The 18,163-nt window shown below is 56.6% G+C and carries 9 protein-coding genes; 6 read left to right on the top strand and 3 right to left on the bottom strand.

Features of this window, described 5'->3' with window-relative positions:
* Positions 1-474 precede the first annotated feature (474 nt).
* The 3 genes from J3U88_RS15540 (at position 475) to J3U88_RS15550 (ending at position 7,430) form a co-directional block, all read left to right on the top strand.
* Positions 475-2,277, top strand: coding sequence for a DNA topoisomerase IV subunit B (locus J3U88_RS15540; protein WP_207859830.1), 1,803 nt, complete (start codon positions 475-477; stop codon positions 2,275-2,277).
* Between the two features lie 81 nt (positions 2,278-2,358).
* Positions 2,359-4,293, top strand: a complete 1,935-nt coding sequence (locus J3U88_RS15545) for a DNA topoisomerase IV subunit A (RefSeq protein ID WP_207859832.1) — start codon at positions 2,359-2,361, stop codon at positions 4,291-4,293.
* Between the two features lie 734 nt (positions 4,294-5,027).
* Positions 5,028-7,430, top strand: a complete 2,403-nt coding sequence (locus J3U88_RS15550) for a bifunctional serine/threonine-protein kinase/formylglycine-generating enzyme family protein (protein ID WP_207859838.1) — start codon at positions 5,028-5,030, stop codon at positions 7,428-7,430.
* Positions 7,431-7,465: 35 nt separating this feature from the next.
* Here J3U88_RS15550 and J3U88_RS15555 read toward each other — a convergent pair whose 3' ends face one another.
* Entirely contained in the window at positions 7,466-9,430 is a 1,965-nt protein-coding gene (locus J3U88_RS15555; RefSeq protein ID WP_207859839.1) for an HD domain-containing phosphohydrolase, read from the bottom strand.
* 212 nt (positions 9,431-9,642) lie between these two features.
* A complete protein-coding gene (locus J3U88_RS15560; protein WP_207859840.1) occupies positions 9,643-10,314 on the bottom strand; it encodes a TetR family transcriptional regulator in 672 nt (223 codons plus the stop codon).
* 434 nt (positions 10,315-10,748) lie between these two features.
* Here J3U88_RS15560 and J3U88_RS15565 point away from each other — a divergent pair, with 434 nt between their 5' ends.
* From J3U88_RS15565 to J3U88_RS15575, 3 genes are all read left to right on the top strand, one after another.
* The gene (locus J3U88_RS15565) at positions 10,749-11,960 is read left to right on the top strand and encodes an acetyl-CoA C-acetyltransferase (protein WP_423842058.1); all 1,212 of its coding nucleotides are present in this window, start codon (positions 10,749-10,751) and stop codon (positions 11,958-11,960) included.
* Positions 11,961-12,031: 71 nt separating this feature from the next.
* Positions 12,032-14,164, top strand: coding sequence for a 3-hydroxyacyl-CoA dehydrogenase NAD-binding domain-containing protein (locus J3U88_RS15570; protein ID WP_207859842.1), 2,133 nt, complete (start codon positions 12,032-12,034; stop codon positions 14,162-14,164).
* A gap of 97 nt (positions 14,165-14,261) precedes the next feature.
* Entirely contained in the window at positions 14,262-15,866 is a 1,605-nt protein-coding gene (locus J3U88_RS15575; protein ID WP_207859843.1) for an acyl-CoA dehydrogenase family protein, read from the top strand.
* 65 nt (positions 15,867-15,931) lie between these two features.
* On the opposite strand, the gene J3U88_RS15580 is transcribed toward J3U88_RS15575, so the two are convergent.
* On the bottom strand, positions 15,932-18,163 hold the full coding sequence (locus J3U88_RS15580; protein ID WP_207859844.1) for a TonB-dependent hemoglobin/transferrin/lactoferrin family receptor: 2,232 nt from the start codon (positions 18,161-18,163) through the stop codon (positions 15,932-15,934).

The following is an 18,163-nucleotide window of genomic DNA, read 5'->3' on the forward strand; positions in this document are numbered from 1 at the left end:
TCACTCGGGTAACTGTTTTTCCTCATGCGCGGGCGTAAGCAGCAAGCGACGCGCGTTGCTGCTTACGCCCGTGCTGTTCCCGCGCTTCCACTCGCCTGCATTTCTCACCGAGATTCGTCGCGAGAAGCTGAAAGCCCTGTGCGTACGAAGCTGACGACCAAGCGACGGCACAGGGGACCGACCTTTCGCGGCGCCGACCCGCGGAAGGCAAACCCTCGCAATCGCATGGGTTGCCCCATAGCAGCAATTCTTGTAGGCAATGCGGGCTAGGTTCGACGCGGTCATTCGCGTCACCAAATATCCAGGCGCTCCCTGCACATCCTTGACCCTGAGTCATCGGTTGGGATAAGGTTGTTCCGTTTTTAAGCAAGGCCCCATCGGGTGACACAACGCCAATTCGGTACCCTTGGGTTACCGATCCCTTATCGTGTCCGGTGCCGCGTGACATTTGAGTTTGAAGGTGAACGTTTTTACATGGCCTCTTCCGAACCGATTTACGACGAAAGCAAGATCAAAAGTTTAAGCTCCTTAGAGCACATTCGCCTGCGCCCCGGTATGTACATCGGTCGGCTAGGCGACGGCACCCATCCCGAGGATGGGGTCTACGTGCTCATCAAAGAAGTTGTCGACAACGCCATCGACGAATTCATCATGGGTCACGGTCAGCGGATCGAAATTGAAACCACGGAAGCGGGTTATGTTCAAATTCGCGATTATGGACGCGGTATTCCCCTCGGCAAAGTGGTTGACTGTGTGTCGCGCATCAATACCGGCGCCAAGTACAACGATGAAGTGTTTCAGTTCTCGGTCGGTCTTAACGGGGTCGGGACCAAAGCGGTCAACGCCCTTTCCGAGGAATTTGTGGTGCGCTCCACCCGGGACGGCGCCTTCAAAGAAGCACGCTTCCTCAAGGGCAAGCTGGTCGACGAGCTCGACGGCTCAGAAGATGCGGACAACGGCACCTTGGTGCGCTTTAAGGCCGATACCGAGGTGTTTCCCGCCGATGTGCGCATTCGCGAAGAATTTTTGCGCAAGCGGATTCAGTACTACAGCTACCTCAACAAAGGCCTCACCCTCAAACTCAACGGCGAAACCTTTTTCTCGCGTCGCGGTCTCAAAGACCTTCTGGTGGCCGAGGTCGGTGAAGACACCTTGTATGAACCCATTTATTTCCGCGATAAAGCCATTGAATTCGCCATCACCCACACCACCAACTACGGCGAAAACCACTACAGTTTCGTGAACGGTCAGTATACCAACGACGGCGGTACCCACCTTTCCGCCTTTCGCGAGGGCATCCTCAAAGCGGTGAACGAATACGCCAAAAAGAGTTTTCAGGGTCAAGATGTACGCGACGGCATCGCCGGTTGTGTGGCCGTGAAGGTGAAAGATCCGGTTTTTGAATCGCAAACCAAAAACAAACTGGGCAACACCGATGTGCGCCAGCCGATTATCAATACCGTCAAAACGGCGGTGGTTGACATCCTCCATAAAAACGAGGCGCTCGCCAAAAAGATCATCGAGAAGGTGACCTTTAACGAAAAAATCCGCAAAGAACTGCAAGCGGTCAAAAAAGAGGCGCGTGATAAAGCGCGCAAGGTGGCCATCAAAATTCCCGGTCTGCGCGACTGCAAGTACCATTTCGGCGACAAAAACGGGAAAGGCGACGGCAGCATGATTTTCCTGACCGAGGGTCAGTCCGCCTTGGGCAGTATGGTGAGTTGCCGCAGTGCCGAATTCCAGGCTTTGTTTGCCCTGCGTGGTAAACCGCTCAATGTGTTCGGCCTCAAAAAGGACTCGCTCTACAAAAACGCCGAACTCTACAACATCATGAAGGCGCTGGACATCGAGGAATCGGTGGATAATCTGCGTTACAACAAAGTGATTCTTGCCACCGACGCCGACGTCGACGGGCTTCACATTCGTAACCTGCTGATGACGTTTTTCTTGTACTACTTCGAAGAGCTGGTGATTCGCGGTCACCTCTACGTTTTGGAGACGCCGCTGTACCGGGTGCGCAACAAAAAAGAGACCCATTACTGCTACGACGATAAGGAACGCAACCGGTACCTGAAGAAACTGAAAGATCCCGAGCTAACCCGCTTTAAGGGGTTGGGTGAAATTTCACCCAAGGAGTTCGGACAGTTTATCGGTGACCAGATGCGGATTGTCCAGGTCAGCGTGGATCGCGCCGGTGACATCAACAAGATTTTGCGTTTTTACATGGGTAACAACACCCCTGAACGCAAGGGTTACATTATGGAAAACCTCATTTAACCCAGTGCGCCCGTTTCATAAGGTTAAGGGGCGAAAACGACGGGGTAACCCCGTTCAGCGTTTGTGCTTAAGGAAGAATTCATGGCGGATCAACTGCGTGAACTGATTGATGTCAATTTTCTCGAATATGCCAGTTATGTCATTAAAGAACGGGCCATTCCCCATATCAACGACGGCTTCAAACCGGTGCAACGACGGATTTTGCACACCATGTCCGAGGTCGAGGACGGGAAATTCAACAAGGTTGCTAACGTGGTGGGTCGCTCCATGCAGTACCACCCCCACGGCGACGCCTCCATCTTTGCGGCCCTGGTCGTGCTGGCCAACAAAGAATTTTTTATCGACAAACAGGGGAACTTCGGCAACATCTACACCGGTGATTCCGCTTCCGCCGCCCGTTACATCGAATGCCGTTTAACGCCTTTGGCTAAAGAAGTTCTTTTCAACAAGGAAATTACCGATTACGAACCTTCCTACGACGGTCGTAACCAGGAACCCGTGACCCTGCCCGCCAAAATCCCCGTGCTGCTTTTACAGGGGGCCGAGGGCATTGCGGTTGGGATGTCGACTTCCATCCTGCCCCACAACTTTAACGAGGTGTTGGACGCGCAGGTCGCCTACTTGCGCGGCAAAGAATTTAAGCTGATTCCCGATTTCCCGACCGGCGGCACCATCGACGCCCGCGATTACGACGACGGCAACGGCAAGATTAAGATTCGTGCTCGCATCGAAGCCCGCGACGAGAAACACTTGGTTGTTCGCGAGGTGCCTTACGGTACCAATACCGAGAAATTGATTAACTCCATCGAAAACGCCATCAAAAAAGGGCGGATCAAAGTCAGTGCCATCCAGGACTACACCGCCGAATCGGTAGAAATCGAACTGAGCTTGCCCCGTGGTGTGTACGCCGATCAGGTGTTGGAAGCGCTCTATGCGTTCACCGATTGTGAAATCAGCCATTCGGTGCAAATGGTCTTAATTCGTGAGGACAACAAGCCGCACATCATGAACGTGACCGATGTGCTGAAGTACAACACCGATAAACTTCTGGCTGATTTGCGTTTGGAATTGGAGATTGAACTAGGCAAGTTACGGGACAATCTCCATTTCAAAACCCTTGAACAGATTTTTATTGAGAATCGGATCTACAAAAATATTGAAGAACAGGAAACCTATGAAAAGGTGATCCAAGCGGTCTACGATGGCTTTGTACCCTTTGAAGCCCAATTGATTCGCGCCATAGTGGACGAAGATGTGGAGCGTTTGCTGCAAATTCGCATCAAACGAATTTCGCGGTTCGACATTAACAAAAGCCGTAAGGAAATCGAGGCAATTTTGGCGCGTATCGACGAGGTCAACGCGCTTTTGGCCGATATGGTCACGACCACCATTAACTACATCAAAAATCTGAAAAAGAAATACGGGAAATTCTTCCCGCGCCGTACGCAAATTACTGAATTGGAGACGGTTGACCGAACCGAGGTCGCGATCCAAGACCTCAAGTTAGGTTATGACCGCAAAACCGGCTACATCGGCACCGAAATCAAAACCAAAAATTTCGTGGCCTGTTCACAGTTCCACAAAATCCTGGTCATAACCGAGAAGTACTTCAAGGTGATTTCGGTTGTTGAGAAGCTGTACATTAAAGAAAAAATTCTTTATATCGATAAAGTGGATTTAGATGTGACCTTTAACTGTGTTTATCGTGAGCAAACATCGGGTATTGCTTATATGAAACGGTTTAAAGTCGAAAAGTTTATTATGGAAAAAGAGTACACTTATCTGCCTGAAGACTCTGTAAAGATACTGCTGTTTCAGCCGGATCCCGCACCTATCTTTAAAGTGTTTTTTCCACTCAAGGCGCGTGCCCGTGTTACCGAGGAAGTGATTGATCTTTCTCAGTTGGCCGTAAAGGGTTTTGCCGCCAGAGGAAACCGTGTATCGCCCAAGCCGGTGGTTGATCTTCAGGTACTAAAAGCCAAAGACATTGCCAAAGAGAAAGAGGGTGAAACCTAAGAGGCGCTGAAGCGAGGGGTTTCGGCTGAAGATCTGGAGCGAAATGGCTAGGAAAAAGCGGGCCGGGGTCGCGCACGACACGCACCCACTGGGTGCGGTGAGTATTTTTTCGGGCCGTTGCAGCGCAGAGGTTTAGCTAAAAACACCGCAAGTTATCGCACTTCTTAGGTGAAACCTAAACCCAGGTTGGCGCGTAATTCCTCTGGGAATCCCGTGCTTCTTAGGTTTCAGGAAGGCAAGGGCCGACGACCGTCCTCGCACTTGGCTTTGCGAGGGGATGTTTCAGATCCCCTGCCTAGTGAGAAATGCGGGCCGGCACGTGCTTCCAGGATGTCCGCGTTTCGGTAGTTGTCGCCAGGTGCTTGGCTCGATGCGGCGCCTTTTGGTGGTCGTGCGCGGCTCTGCTCACCTCAAAAGCCAAAATTCCTGAAATGCGACCGTCTTACGGGAGTTTTTATTGGCGATGTGGTTTAAACTAAGCCCAGCGCGGTTGCGAATTTGGGGTTTCGTGTGACCTATGGTCGATTTCGGTTTGTTTCCCCGGGAAGTTGTATTTTTGATTATTGACTTTTTTCGTGATCCAATTCGCGCTTGCTCAATTTCCACCCAAACAGTTGCTTTTGCTCCGTGTCGGCTTGTTATAATTCCGGCAAATTTAGGGGCCGCTTCGATTGGCTAGGCTTTTGATGTCGAAAGAACAAACGAATCCATCAACAACAGATAACCAAACCGTCATGTCTGACTCTGCCAAAACACAGGAATTTATTGGCCGCTATCTCGTACGCGATTTCGTTGGTCAGGGCAGCATGGGTGCCGTGCTCCTTGGGTTTGACCCCCATTTGCGTCGTGATGTCGCCATCAAAACGATCAATACGCGGTTGACCAAGTATTCGCAGGATCCTACCAATTTTCGCCAGCGTTTCGATGTGGAGTCCCAGGTTAACAGCCGGCTGAACCACCCCAATATTGTCGGCATTTATGATTTCGGCATGCACAACAGCGATCCTTTTTTGGTGATGGAGTTTATTCCCGGCCGACCGCTTGATGCGTTGTTTCCCGTGGTTCCGAAAATCCCGCTGCGTTCCCGGGTCTTTTTGCTGGAGCAAATCGCTTCCGGTTTGGACCACGCCCACGCGCAAGGCGTGATTCATCGCGACATCAAACCCGCCAACATTTTGGTGACCGATCAGTTTGAGGCCAAAATTGTCGACTTTGGTTTGGCGCGACTCAAAGATTCCAATATGACAACCACCGGTGTTTTTCTGGGGACGCCGAGTTATGCCGGCCCCGAGCAAATCACCGGTACGGGGGTTTCCGCGGCGTCCGACCTGTTTTCGTTCGGCATCATCGCCTTTCAGCTTTTGTTCGGCAAACGACCCTTTCCCGGCGATACCCTTAATTCAATCCTCTACCACTTGGTTCACAGTGATCCCGATCTGCAGATTCCGCGGTTAACGCGTGACACGGAGACCGAGGTGCTTCAGGCCGCGTTTGAAAAGATGTTGGCCAAAAAACCAGAAGACCGTTATCGCACGGCGAGTGAGTTTGTAGCGCAACTCATTCGTGGTTTCGGTCCCAGCCTAAAGGCGTTGCCGCTCGCGAGTGGTCCCCTATCGGATTTTTTACCCAAGGCGCCGTCCAATACGGCCAAGCAACCGCCCCAGGCGGTGGAATACGGCGACGGAAGTCATTCGACCGTGACCAAAACCATATACCTCAATCCTTATTACAATGAAACCAATTGGTGGGTGGCTCATTGGCAAAAATTGGTTGCGGCCGGGAGTGTCCTGCTCTTTTTGGTGATGGTGCTTTACCTGGGAATGAGTGGCACCAAGAATGAACCGGGTCAACCGGTGCCGAACGAACCACCGGCGGCGCGGGTGGCCGCGGATGCCGAGCCGGAGATGGAGAACGCCACAACCTTTGAGCCGGAGGGAACCGTCGCGGAGACGGAGCCTGCACAAGAGCCGGCGCAGCAGCAGGATGTGTTCCAGCAGAGTTTTTTGACCCATATTGACGAGGGCAATTTGGTTCAGGCGGAAATTGCCGCCCTCAAACTCAAAACCTTGGGCGCGGACACCACCACCCATTTTGTGCTGCTGGACGCGATGCGGAATTTGGATGCCAACGAACAGAAAACGAACGAGGCCTTGGCCCGCAAGTTAACCATGCAGGTGCAGTTTCGCGATGCGCAAAAACGCGGCGATTACCGGTTGCTCAAGCTTTTGCACGACGATTACCGCAACCGTTGGCCCAACGACAAGGTGGTGATTGATACCTGGGCCGCCGCGGTGGAAACCGTCCGCGCCGAGTACGGCAAAAAGGCTGAATCCATTCACGAAAACCTCAAGTTCGCGTTGGCCAGACACAAGCGAGACGAGGCGCAGGATTTACTGAATCAGCTTTCGGAGACCGACGTTTATTCGCCGCTGGAAATTCAGGTTTACCAACAAAAGATCAACCGAATTTACACCAACCCGCTGGGCATGGTGTTTTTGCGGGTTGAGCCGGGGACCTTTCGCATGGGGAGTGACCGCGATTCCCGCGATGCGGCCAAACACATGGTGACCATTAGCAAACCTTTTTTGATGAGTGCTTACGAGGTGACCCAGGCCCAGTACCGCGCGGTGATGGGCGGTTCGGCGGCGGCCCGTTTTGCGGGCGATAATCGGCCCGTGGAGAACTTGAGCTATGAGCAGGTGCTTAATTTTCTCGATACCTTGAATCATCGGGAAGAGGGTTATGTGTATCGATTACCGACCGAGGCGGAATGGGAATACGCGTGCCGGGCGGGCACGGACAGCGAGGTTTACCTCGACACCGGGGTCACGGTCGCCGCGGCCAATATTAAGGAATCGGAAATTAAAGAAACCACGCCGGTCGGCGCCTATCCACCCAATCCCTGGGGTTTTTACGACATGTACGGGAACGTGAGTGAGTGGTGTTTGGACATTTTCCAACCCTATAGCGGCAAGAAACGCATTGATCCGCTGGTGGCGGGTGAAGGCGTGCGGGTGATCCGCGGCGGGTCTTTTGATACCCCGGCCCAGGAGATTGCCTCGGGAATGCGTGCCCAACGCACGCGCCGCGTCAAGTTGCGCACCGTGGGTTTTCGCCTGGTTCGCGCCCCGTTGTAACGGCTGCTTTGAAGCGGGCCGCCGCGTGATGCGGGTTAACCGCGTGGAATCATGTGTTCCAGGCGTGGGATGGCTTGGGCTTTGAAGAGTTCGACCAGGTCGCGGTCCAGTTCGCCGCGATCCGCCTGCTGAAGGAGCAGGCGGGTGGTGTCTTCGATTGCCAGCGGATCGCAATAGGGGCGATCCCAAGCGGTGGCCGCGTCGAAGATGTCGGCGATGGTCAAGATCCTAACCCGGACGGGGATCTCGTCTGCCTTGATGCCACGTGGATAGCCGCACCCGTTGAGTTTTTCGTGGTGGGCGCCCGCGATTTCGGGGACCTTTTTGAGGTCGCAATTCCAAGGAATGCGCAACAGAATTTCTTCACTGCGCGACACGTGGGAACGCATGTCTTCCCATTCCCGTTCGGTAAGGGTGCCGTTGGGCGAACTGAGGTGGTCGACTTCCTCGGCGGTGAGGAAGTCCATGGTTTTGCCGTTGGGTAACGCGATGCGTTGGCCGCCGATGCGGCGCACCACGGCGATGTCCTCCACGGTGAGTTTCCATTTTTTGCTCGCTTCCTTGAGGAAGGCCAGGTCGACACCGAGCTGTTTGGTGAAGGCGCGCACGCGCATGTCGATTTGGGTGTAGAGTTCGGGATCGGGGGGCATCGATTGGGCCAGGGAATCGCGCACCAAGTCCTCGAGCAGGTTTTGGCGGTAAATGCTGCGAATGTAATCGAACCGTTGTTCGACCAGCTTCATGCGGTCTTCGATCAGGCGTTCACTTTTACTGAGCACGCCCTCGCGCACGCCGACCTTGCCAAAATCGTGGAGCAGCGCCGCGTAGCGCAGTTCGGTGAGTTCGCCGGAGGTGAAGCGCTGCTTGGCGTAGGGACCGGTGCGGATTTGGTCGACCGCCTCGGCCAGGGCCAGGCTGTACTTGGCGACGCGTTCGGAATGGCCCGCCGTGACCGGGTCACGGGCTTCAATCGCGTAGACCGAGGCTTCGACAAAACCCTCGAACATACGGTAAATGTCCTCGGTGAGCTTGGCGCGTTCGATGGCAAAAGCCACGTTGCTGGCGAGAATGCATAACAGGTTGAGATCGTTTCGGTTAAATCGGGAATTGCTCTGGCGGGTGTCGAGCATGATGACGCCGAGCATGTCGTTTTGGCCGATGAGCGGGGCGCACATACAGGAGGAAATGTCGGCTTGAACGATGGATTCGGTGAGTTCTTCTTCTTCGCCGCCTTCCTCGCCCCGGAAAAAAAGTACGGTTTCTCCTGTTTGCACCACGCGTTCCAACATGCTGCGGCTCATTTTGACCTCGCGGCGGCCGGCGTCGGCCAGGTCGCGGGTACGCACGAGAATCGGTTGCAGGCCGCGTTGTTCGTGTTTCAGGCTGACGGAAAAGAGGTTGGCTTCGCTAAAGGATTTGAAGGCGGCTTCGCAAACCAATTCGAGGATTTGGTCCAAATGGTTGAGGCCGTTGAGGCGGTTGGCGAGATTAAACAAAATCTTGAGGCGCGCGTCTTTGGCGCTGAATTCCTGGGACAAGGCCTCGCGGGGCTTGGCCGAGGCCATGAACTGGTCGGCCGAGGCTTGGGTCAGGGTGAACCCGCTGGCGCCCGCTTCCTGTTCGCTATGGTAAACGCGCTGGACCGTGAAGTGGATGGAACTGGCGCCCAGGCGCAGGGTGCCGCTGTTGCTGAGCAGCAGCGAGAGTTTTTTGCCGTCGCGGTGCAGTTGTACTTGGTGTCCGCCGGTTTCAACCTGGGTGCCGTGGCTGCTGTTGAGGTCTTTGAACCAAAAGCCGTCCTCGCTGCGGAGGAACACGCCGTGGTTGCCGGAAACGTACAAATCGCGAATGGTGAAATCGTTGTGGGCCGCGCGGCCCAGGGTGATGCGCGGCTGATCGAAGCGTGTCGATTTTCCGTAATCGGGGCCGCTCTCAACCGTGAGCACCAGCACGGGCCGGTCCATCAGGGTTGCCGTGGCTGTAAAACCTTCTTGCGTCACAGGCGACTCCACCACTGCAATGGGTAAGAAAACTCATCCATTGTACCTAAATCAAATTGCTTTTCTTACCTAAAGTGTGCGATTCGGGTGGATGCAATTGCTTAAGTATCGGCGCGGGACGCGCCGAGAGTTGGGCAAGTGCGCCGCCAAGAATCACTCAATTTAGGTCTTAGGGCTTAATCCGTAAATCGCGGGCTGAGCAAGGATTCGCGTTAACCCGCGGTTGCGGTATCGCGGCGCTTGGCGAACTTTTCGAGTTCCGCCAAACCGATGCTAATTTCGTCATCGGTGACCCCCGCGGCACGCAAGTTCCACGCAATCAGGAAACGGCAAATTTGGTGGGCGTCCCGTTGTACTTCGCCGGTCACCGCCGCTTCCAAGGCGGCGGCGCAACCGCCCATCCAGGTTTCGATCATCAGCTCGGTGTCGATGCCTGCCAAATCGTGGCGGTCACCGAGCAAGTTGGGGTGTTCTTCCAAAAAACGCTTGAGCGCGGCGGTGTAGTAATTAAAGGTGGACTCACGCAAGGCGGGTTGACCCAAACCTAACAAAATGATGCGGGAAATTTCCGAGTTCTCCAAGATCTTGGCAATCAAAATGTACACCGAAACCGAAAGCCGGGTGACGGCGTCGTTGGGGACCTGGGCCACGGCGGCTTCCGCCTCTTCCTTGATTTCGAGGGTGATGTCCTCCACCAGCGCTTGGAGCAAGTTGCCTTTGTTGCTGAAATAAAAATAGCAGTTGCCAATGGAGGTTCCGGCTTCCTTAACCACCTGTTGCATGGTGGTTTTTTCATAACCTTGGCGGCTGAACAGTTTTCTGGCCGCGGCCAGGATTTCTCGGCGCCGTAAGGCGGTTCCGCGTTGTTTTTCGTTGTCACTCACCCGCGGCTCCTTTGCCCGTGTTTCAGTTACCGCCCCGAAAAGCTTGGGCCGGTTCGCTTTCGTCACACTGGATCAACATCGTTTCGTTTAGCCTAGCCGTTCGTTCGCGGCTTCTCAAGTGGTTTGCCGTTTCGGATTGTCACAAAAATTCGCTTTCTCGCCCGGCGCGGTTTCTCACGCGCGCCTCACCGAGTTGGGTCAAGCACCCCGGACTGGACGGCTGTCCCGCCGCCTCGCCGGCATCCCTTCTCAAGCGCGCCGTCCCACTTCCGCTTGGCGAGCCCTGGGTTTTTCTTGACGGCCTCTCGAACAGCGTTCTATAACAGACCTACTATCTAATGATTTTGCGTTCGCCGCCTGTTTGGTTTTTTTCCCATCTGTTGGGGTCCTTTTGCCACCATGCCCGTTTCACCGGCGCGCGCGAAAGGGAGTTTGTGATGTACGATGCTTTTGTGTACGACGCCGTACGGACGCCTCGCGGTAAAGGGAAAGCCGACGGCTCCTTGCACGAGGTTAAGCCGATTGATTTGCTGGTCCCGCTGTTCCATGCTCTGAAGGAACGGCAATCGCTGGATCCGGCCATGGTTGAAGATGTGGTTCTGGGTTGTGTGACGCCGGTTGGCGAACAGGGTGGCAACATTGCCCGCATTGCCTCGCTTTACGCGGGCTGGGGCGACACGGTGCCCGGCCAAACCCTCAACCGTTTTTGTGCTTCCGGTTTGGAAGCGGTGAACCTGGGGGCGGCGAAGGTGGCCTCCGGGATGGAGGATTTGGTGATTGCGGGCGGCGTTGAGGCCATGTCCCGTATCAAAATGTCCTCCGACGGCGCGGCTTGGTTTCTCGATCCCTTGGTGAATGCCGACACGGTGTTTATTCCCCAAGGTGTTTCGGCCGATTTAATCGCCACGCTGGAAGGTTATTCGCGCGACCAACTCGACGCCTACGCGGCCGCCTCGCACCAAAAAGCCGCGGCCGCCCGCGAAGCAGGCCGTTTTGAGAAAAGTATTGTGCCGATTAAGGATATCAACGGTTTGACGATCCTCGATCACGACGAAACGGTGCGGCCCGAAACCACGCCCGAAAAAATCGCCGGCCTGAAGCCGTCGTTCGCCATGCCGGGCGAAATGGGGTTTGATGTGCAGGCACAACGCAAATACCCACACGTGGAACGCATCAACCACGTCCACCACGCCGGCAACTCGTCCGGCATTGTCGACGGCGCCGCCCTGGTGTTGATCGGCAACCACGAGGTGGGCGAACGGCTCGGCTTGAAGCCGCGCGCGCGCATTCGCGGCGTGGGTTCCATCGCCACCGAACCGACCATCATGCTGACCGGTCCCGCGCCCGCCTCCCGCAAAGCGCTGGCCAAGGCCGGCGTGTCCGCCGCCGATATCGACCTCTGGGAAATTAACGAGGCTTTTGCGGCGGTGGTCCTCAAAGCCGTGAATGATCTGGCGATTGACATCGACAAAGTGAACGTCAACGGCGGTGCCATCGCCCTGGGCCACCCGCTCGGCGCGACCGGGGCCATGATCCTCGGCACCTTGCTCGACGAACTCGAACGCCGCGACCAAACCCTCGGGTTGGCGACCTTGTGTGTCGGCGCCGGCATGGGTGTCGCCACGGTGATCGAACGTCTCAACTAAGGAATTAAGAAGCCGGTGCGTGATGGATGACGCGCCGCGTGCTGGTTGTGCTCGTGGAGCATGGGGGAATTATGTCGATTCGTTATGAAAAAGATGAGAACCAGATCGTCACGCTGACCCTGGATCTCAAGGACCGCGGCGCCAATGTCTTGGGGCCGGACCTGCTCGAACCTTTTGCCAAAATGGTTGATGAACTGGAGCAGGATAAAGAACTGAAGGGTGTGGTGCTGGCCTCGGCCAAAAAAGACTGGGTCGCCGGTGCCGACCTGGAGTACCTGTTCGCGAACAACGAACCCGAGGCGGTCATGCGCCTAACCGAAACCTTTAAAGTCTTGGCGCGCCGTTTGGAAAAACTCGGAAAACCCGTGGTGGCCGCGCTCAACGGTTCGGCGCTCGGCGGCGGCTTGGAATTGGCCTTGGCCTGTCATTACCGGGTTGCCTTGCGGAATCCGAGGGCCAAGTTTGGGTTTCCCGAGGTCAAGCTGGGTTTGTTGCCTGGCGGCGGCGGTACCCAACGTCTGCCGCGCATGATCGGTATTCAAACCGCCTTGCCCCATTTGATTGAAGGCAAAGACCTGAAGGTGGACGCCGCGCTTAAGGCCGGTTTCATCGACGCGATTGCCGAAACGCCGGAGGACCTGGTCGCGATGGCGCGAACCTGGATTGGCGAGAACAAATACGTGGCCAAACCCTGGGATAAAAAAGGGTTCCGTTGGCCGGGCGGCGACAGCAAGCGCCCGGACAACGCGCAAATGTGGGCGATTGCGCCCTCGATGATGCACCAGAAAACGCGCGGCAATTACCCCGCCGTCAAAAACATTTTGGCCTGTGTGTACGAGGGGAGTTGGGTCGATTTCGACACCGCGAGCCGCATTGAATCGCGCTACTTCACCCAGTTGGCGACCAGCCAAACCGCCACCAACATGATCAACGCCTTTTGGTTCCAACGCAACCGCATCAACAAAGGTGAAAGCCGCCCGAAGGGCTTTGAGAAACGTTTGGTGCAGAAGGTCGGCATCTTGGGCGCGGGCATGATGGGTGCCGGCATCGCCGCGGTTTCTGCGCTTGCCGGGATTGAGGTGGTCCTCAAGGATGTGGCCAAAAGCGGCGCGGAGAAAGGCAAAGACGTGACCCGCGCGCTGGTGAAGAAACGCGTGGACCGCGGTCGCATGGACCAAGAGAAGGCCGACCAGGTGTTGGGCCGCATTTTGACCACCGATCACGCCGCCGACTTGCAGGGCTGCGATTTAATCATCGAGGCCGTATTTGAGGATCGTGAACTGAAAGCCAAGGTGACCGCCGAGGCCGAGGCGCGGATTGAAGCCGACGCGGTTTTTGCCTCCAACACCTCGACCCTGCCGATCACGGGTTTGGCCGAGGCGTCCCAACGGCCCGAGAACTTCATCGGGCTGCACTTCTTCTCGCCGGTCGACAAGATGCCGCTGGTCGAAATCATCGTGGGTGAAAAAACCACCGAGGAAACTTTGGCGCGCGCCTTTGATTACGTCCAACAGATTAAGAAAACGCCGATTGTGGTCAATGACAGCCGCGGTTTCTATACCTCGCGGGTGTTCTCGACTTATGTGCAAGAGGGCATGGCCCTGGTGCGCGAAGGCCAACATCCGCGCGCCATTGAACACGCCGGTTTGGAAGCAGGTATGCCGGTAGGACCGCTGGCGTTGATCGACGAGGTGAGTTTGTCGCTGATCCACAACATCCTCTCGCAAACCAAACGGGACATGGAAGCGGAGGGCAAAACCCACGAGGGTCACCCCGGCGATCCGGTGGTCACCAAAATGGTCGAGGACCTAAAACGGCCTGGCAAAAAAGCCGCGGCTGGGTTTTACGACTATCCCGACAACGGCAAAAAACACCTGTGGCCCGAGTTGGGCAAGCATTTTCCGCTCGCCGCCGATCAGCTTAGCCAAGCTGAAATGCAGGAACGGATGATGTTTGTGCAGGCGCTTGAAACCGTGCGCTGTTTGGACGAAGGCGTTTTGACCCGCGTGGCCGACGCCAACATCGGCAGCATTTTCGGCTGGGGATTCGCGCCCTTTAAGGGCGGCACCCTTCAGTATATTAATGATGTCGGTCTAAAGACCTTTTGCGAACGCGCCGAGGCGCTTGAGGCCAAGTGGGGCAAACGTTTTGCCGTGCCGCAACGGTTGCGCGACATGGCCGCCAAAGGTGAGATCTTTCAGTAACCGATGCACAAGATGCTGATGATGCGCGGGTTCCGATTGGGGAGCCCGCGTTTGGTTTGACGCCGGGTTTCGCCGGCGTTTGGAAGGGAGGACGAGGTTGAGATCGCCGTATTTTACCGTTGAGCACGATGTTTTTCGCGAGGGGGTGCGTAAGTTTGTCGCGGAGGAAGTGGCCCCCAACGCCGATTTATGGGAACGCGACCACATGATCCCGCGCGAGATCTGGCGCCGCATGGGCGAGCTAGGGTACCTGGGCATCAATCATTCGGAAGCCCACGGGGGCTCGGAAGCCGATTTCTTTTACTCGGTTGTCTTTTTGGAAGAATTGGCGCGCGGCAACATGGGCGGTTTTACCGCCGCGGTGTCGGTGCAGCAGTACATGGCAACGGCTCACATCGCCAAGGCCGGCAGCGAGGATATCAAACAACAGTTTTTGGTGCCTTCGATTGAAGGTCAGGCCGTCGGCGCTTTGGCCATTTCCGAGCCGGACACCGGATCCGATGTGGCCAACATTCGCACGCGGGCGCGCCGCGAGGGCGATGAATACGTTATCGACGGCGCCAAGATGTTTATTACCAACGGTTACTACGCCGACTTTGTCGTGGTCGCCTGCCGTACCGGCGAGGACGGTGCTTCCGGGATCAGTTTAATCGTGGTTGAAACCACGCGCCCCGGTTTTAAGGCGCGTAAGTTGGACAAAATCGGCTGGCGTTGTTCGGACACCGCCGAGATGTCGTTTGACGGCGTGCGCGTGCCGGTGAGCAATTTGGTCGGTAAGGAAAACCACGGTTTCTACTACATCATGGAGAGCTTCCAGTTGGAACGTTTGGTCGGGGCCGTCGGGGCAATCGGCGCCGCCGACTACGTGCTGGAATTCACCGGCAAGTACATCCGCGAACGCCAAGCATTTGGGCGACCCGTGGCGCGTTTTCAGACCATTCGCCACGATATGGCCGATATGGTGACGGAACTGGCGGCGGCGCGACAATTGGTGTACCACACCGCTTGGTTGTACGACCAGGGCGAGGTGCCGGTGCTGGAATGTTCGATGATCAAATTGAAAGCCGCCGAGCTGTGCAACGAGATTATCGACCGCTGCCTGCAATGTCACGGTGGCTACGGTTACATGGAGGAATACCCGATTGCGCGGGCCTACCGCGACACGCGGGTCGGTACCATCGCCGGCGGGACCTCGGCCATCATGCGCGAGATCATCGCCAAGATGGTGTTGGACGAAACCCAATACGAAACCGTGTACAAGGATCGTGATCAGGCGGAGCAACTCAACAAAGCCGCGTCTGATCCGGCCGCCGAAAAAGCGGAAGCCGCGCCCAAACAGGCCGCCGAAAAAGCCGAAGCCGCGGCACCCGCCACCGGAGACGGCTCTTCGATACCGGCGTTGTTCGCGCGGTTGCCCGACCGTTTTTCCGAGGCGCTTTGGTCTGGTGAAGATTTGGTCTTCCACTTTAATATAGAAGGGGAGGGTGGCGGCGAATACACGGTTAAGGTCGCCGAGGGCAAAGCCACCAGCGCCGCGGGGCTAAGCGGCGCCGCCGATTGTGTGGTGGATACCGCCGCCAAACTGTTCCTGGACCTCGAGGCCGGTCAAGCCAATCCGCAAACCGCCTTCATGACCGGTCAGTTGCGGGTCAGCAGTATTCCCCACGTGCTGACCTTCATGCGTATCTTCCAGTTGGGTTAAGGCGTTTGGCGAAAACGAAATCACGCATCTAAAAAAGGCCGGAACTATGGTTCCGGCCTTTTGCATTACCAGCGGTAATGGATGTGGAGGCGGGCGTTGCGGCCCGGTTCCGTGAAACGATCCAAGCTGGGATCGCTGTTGCTCCGACCGCGAACTACCTGCCATTGGTGGTAGTCCTCGTCGGTGAGGTTAAACAGACCGAGGTTGAGTTGCCAGCCGTTTTGGAAGAACCAACCGAAGTTGGCGTCGAAGGTGGTGATGCTGTCGGGCACAAAGGGATCCGGGTTGGCTTCATCCGCCGCCAGACCGCTTTTTTTGCCGGTGTGGGTCAGGGTTAACCCCGCTTCCCATTGGCGGCTGTCGGCGACGTAATTCACGCCGAGCACGCCTTGGCTTGGGTCAATGCTGTCCAGCTCGGCGCCGGTCGCGCGATCCTCGCTGTCGATGTCGGTGTAAGCCGCGCGCAAACGCCACTGCTCCGCAAGCATCGTATCGACCGCCATTTCCCAGCCGTTGATGTCGACGTTGTCGAGGTTTTGGGGTTGGAACAGGAAGATGCCGCCGGGACCGACGCCGGCAAAAGCCGTGTCTTGGATGAAATCCTCGTAGCGGTTATCGAAGTGGGTTAGGCGGGCCGAGAACCGTTGCCACAAGGCGCGCAGGCCGAACTCCAGGTTGCGGCTGGATTCCGGTTCCAAATCGCCGTTGGGCAGGGTTTGGTAACCGCCGGCGAGGTTGGTGAAACCCGAGTTAACCGAGTGGTGTGGCGGCGCGCGAAAACCCTCGGCGTACAAACCGTTGAGGCTCAACCATTCGTTGATTTGGAATTTGGCGCCGAGCTTTGGCGTCACCGCGCTGTCGTCGACCGTGACCGGCTCGGAGGCGTTGCCGGTGCTTTCCAGGAAAATGCGGTCGTTTTCGTCCGGGTCGACCTCGTAGCGGTCGTAACGGACGCCGGGCGTCACCGTGACGCGGTTGGCGAAAAAGTGACCCTGCCATTGAACGTAAGCGCCGATTTCACGCACATCGCTGATCGGGAAGTAGCGGGTGGGGAAAACCAAGGTGCCGCTGTAGGCGTCGGGGTTGCCCGTGTCCAGGTCGAATTCGGTGCGGTCGCGCAGTTGTTCGAAGTTGGTTTCGTTGGCCGAGAAGCCGTAGGTTAAACGGCTGTTGTCGCCCCAGTTTTTGGACATCGTGATGTCCAAACCCAAACCCTCCTGTTCCAGGTCAAAGGAGCCGTTGCGGCGCACGTTGCTGACCATCGGGCCGCGTTGTGTGCGGCGTTGTTCCACCGTGTCTTGGGTGGTTTCGTCTTGGGTGAGGTAAAGTTGCCATTGGTAGCCGTCCAGCAGCAGGGCGTCGATCCCGCTCTTTTGCTGGGTCAGGCTCAGGCGTAGGCGTTCCTTTTCATCGACCGCGTCGAAATCGGCCACCGTCAGCAGCGCGCCGAACTGTTCGCTCGTGCCTTGGCCGCTGAAAAACTGGGTATCGCTTTCGCTTTGGTAAACTTCCGCGGTGATTTTCCAGCGGTTGTCGGGGCTCGCCTGGTACACCCCTTTCAGCAGGAACTGACGGCTCCGCGTGTCGATGGGGTTGGGCGTCGTGCGCGCGGCGTCGAAGCTGTCGTGGTCGCCTTGGTTGTCGCGCTCGTGGCCGTCGCGAAAGGTCGCGTTGGCCAAAAACGACCAGGCGCCCGTGCGCCAGGCCGCCGCCGCGCTGACCTGGGTTTGTTCCGTGGTGGTGTCGTAGCCGGTTTTAAGGCGGCCGTTAAAAGCTTGCGCGTCGTAGCTGAGCAGGTCCTCCGGGTCGATGGTTTGGAAGGCGACCACGCCGCCGAGCGCGTCGCTGCCGTACAGGGAGGAGCCGGCGCTTTTGACAATTTCCATCGATTTCAACAGGTCGACGTCGATTTGGTATTGGTTAATCGCAAGCGGACCGAAGCCGAATTCCTCGGCCGTGCGCACGCCGTCGATTTGGGTGTGGACGCGGTTGGCGCCGACGCCGCGGATACGGAAGCCGTTTAAACCAAGGCGCTCGGGATCCATGTCCACGGTGACGCCCGGCTCATAACGAATCAAATCGCTGCTGTCCGTCATCACTTCACGTTGGATTTGTTCCTCGTTTACGACCGTGACCGTGCTGGGACTTTCGTTCAGCGTCGTGGGCGCGCGTTCGGCGACCACCGTCATGTGCTCGAGCAGGGTGGCTGCATCTTGTTTGGGTTCGGCCGGGGTTTCCGCCGCCCACAGGCAGAGCGGCATGCAAAGTTGGCAGGCCCAGAGGGCGAATCGTTTCAT

Source organism: Acanthopleuribacter pedis (assembly GCF_017377855.1).
Taxonomy (GTDB): domain Bacteria; phylum Acidobacteriota; class Holophagae; order Acanthopleuribacterales; family Acanthopleuribacteraceae; genus Acanthopleuribacter; species Acanthopleuribacter pedis.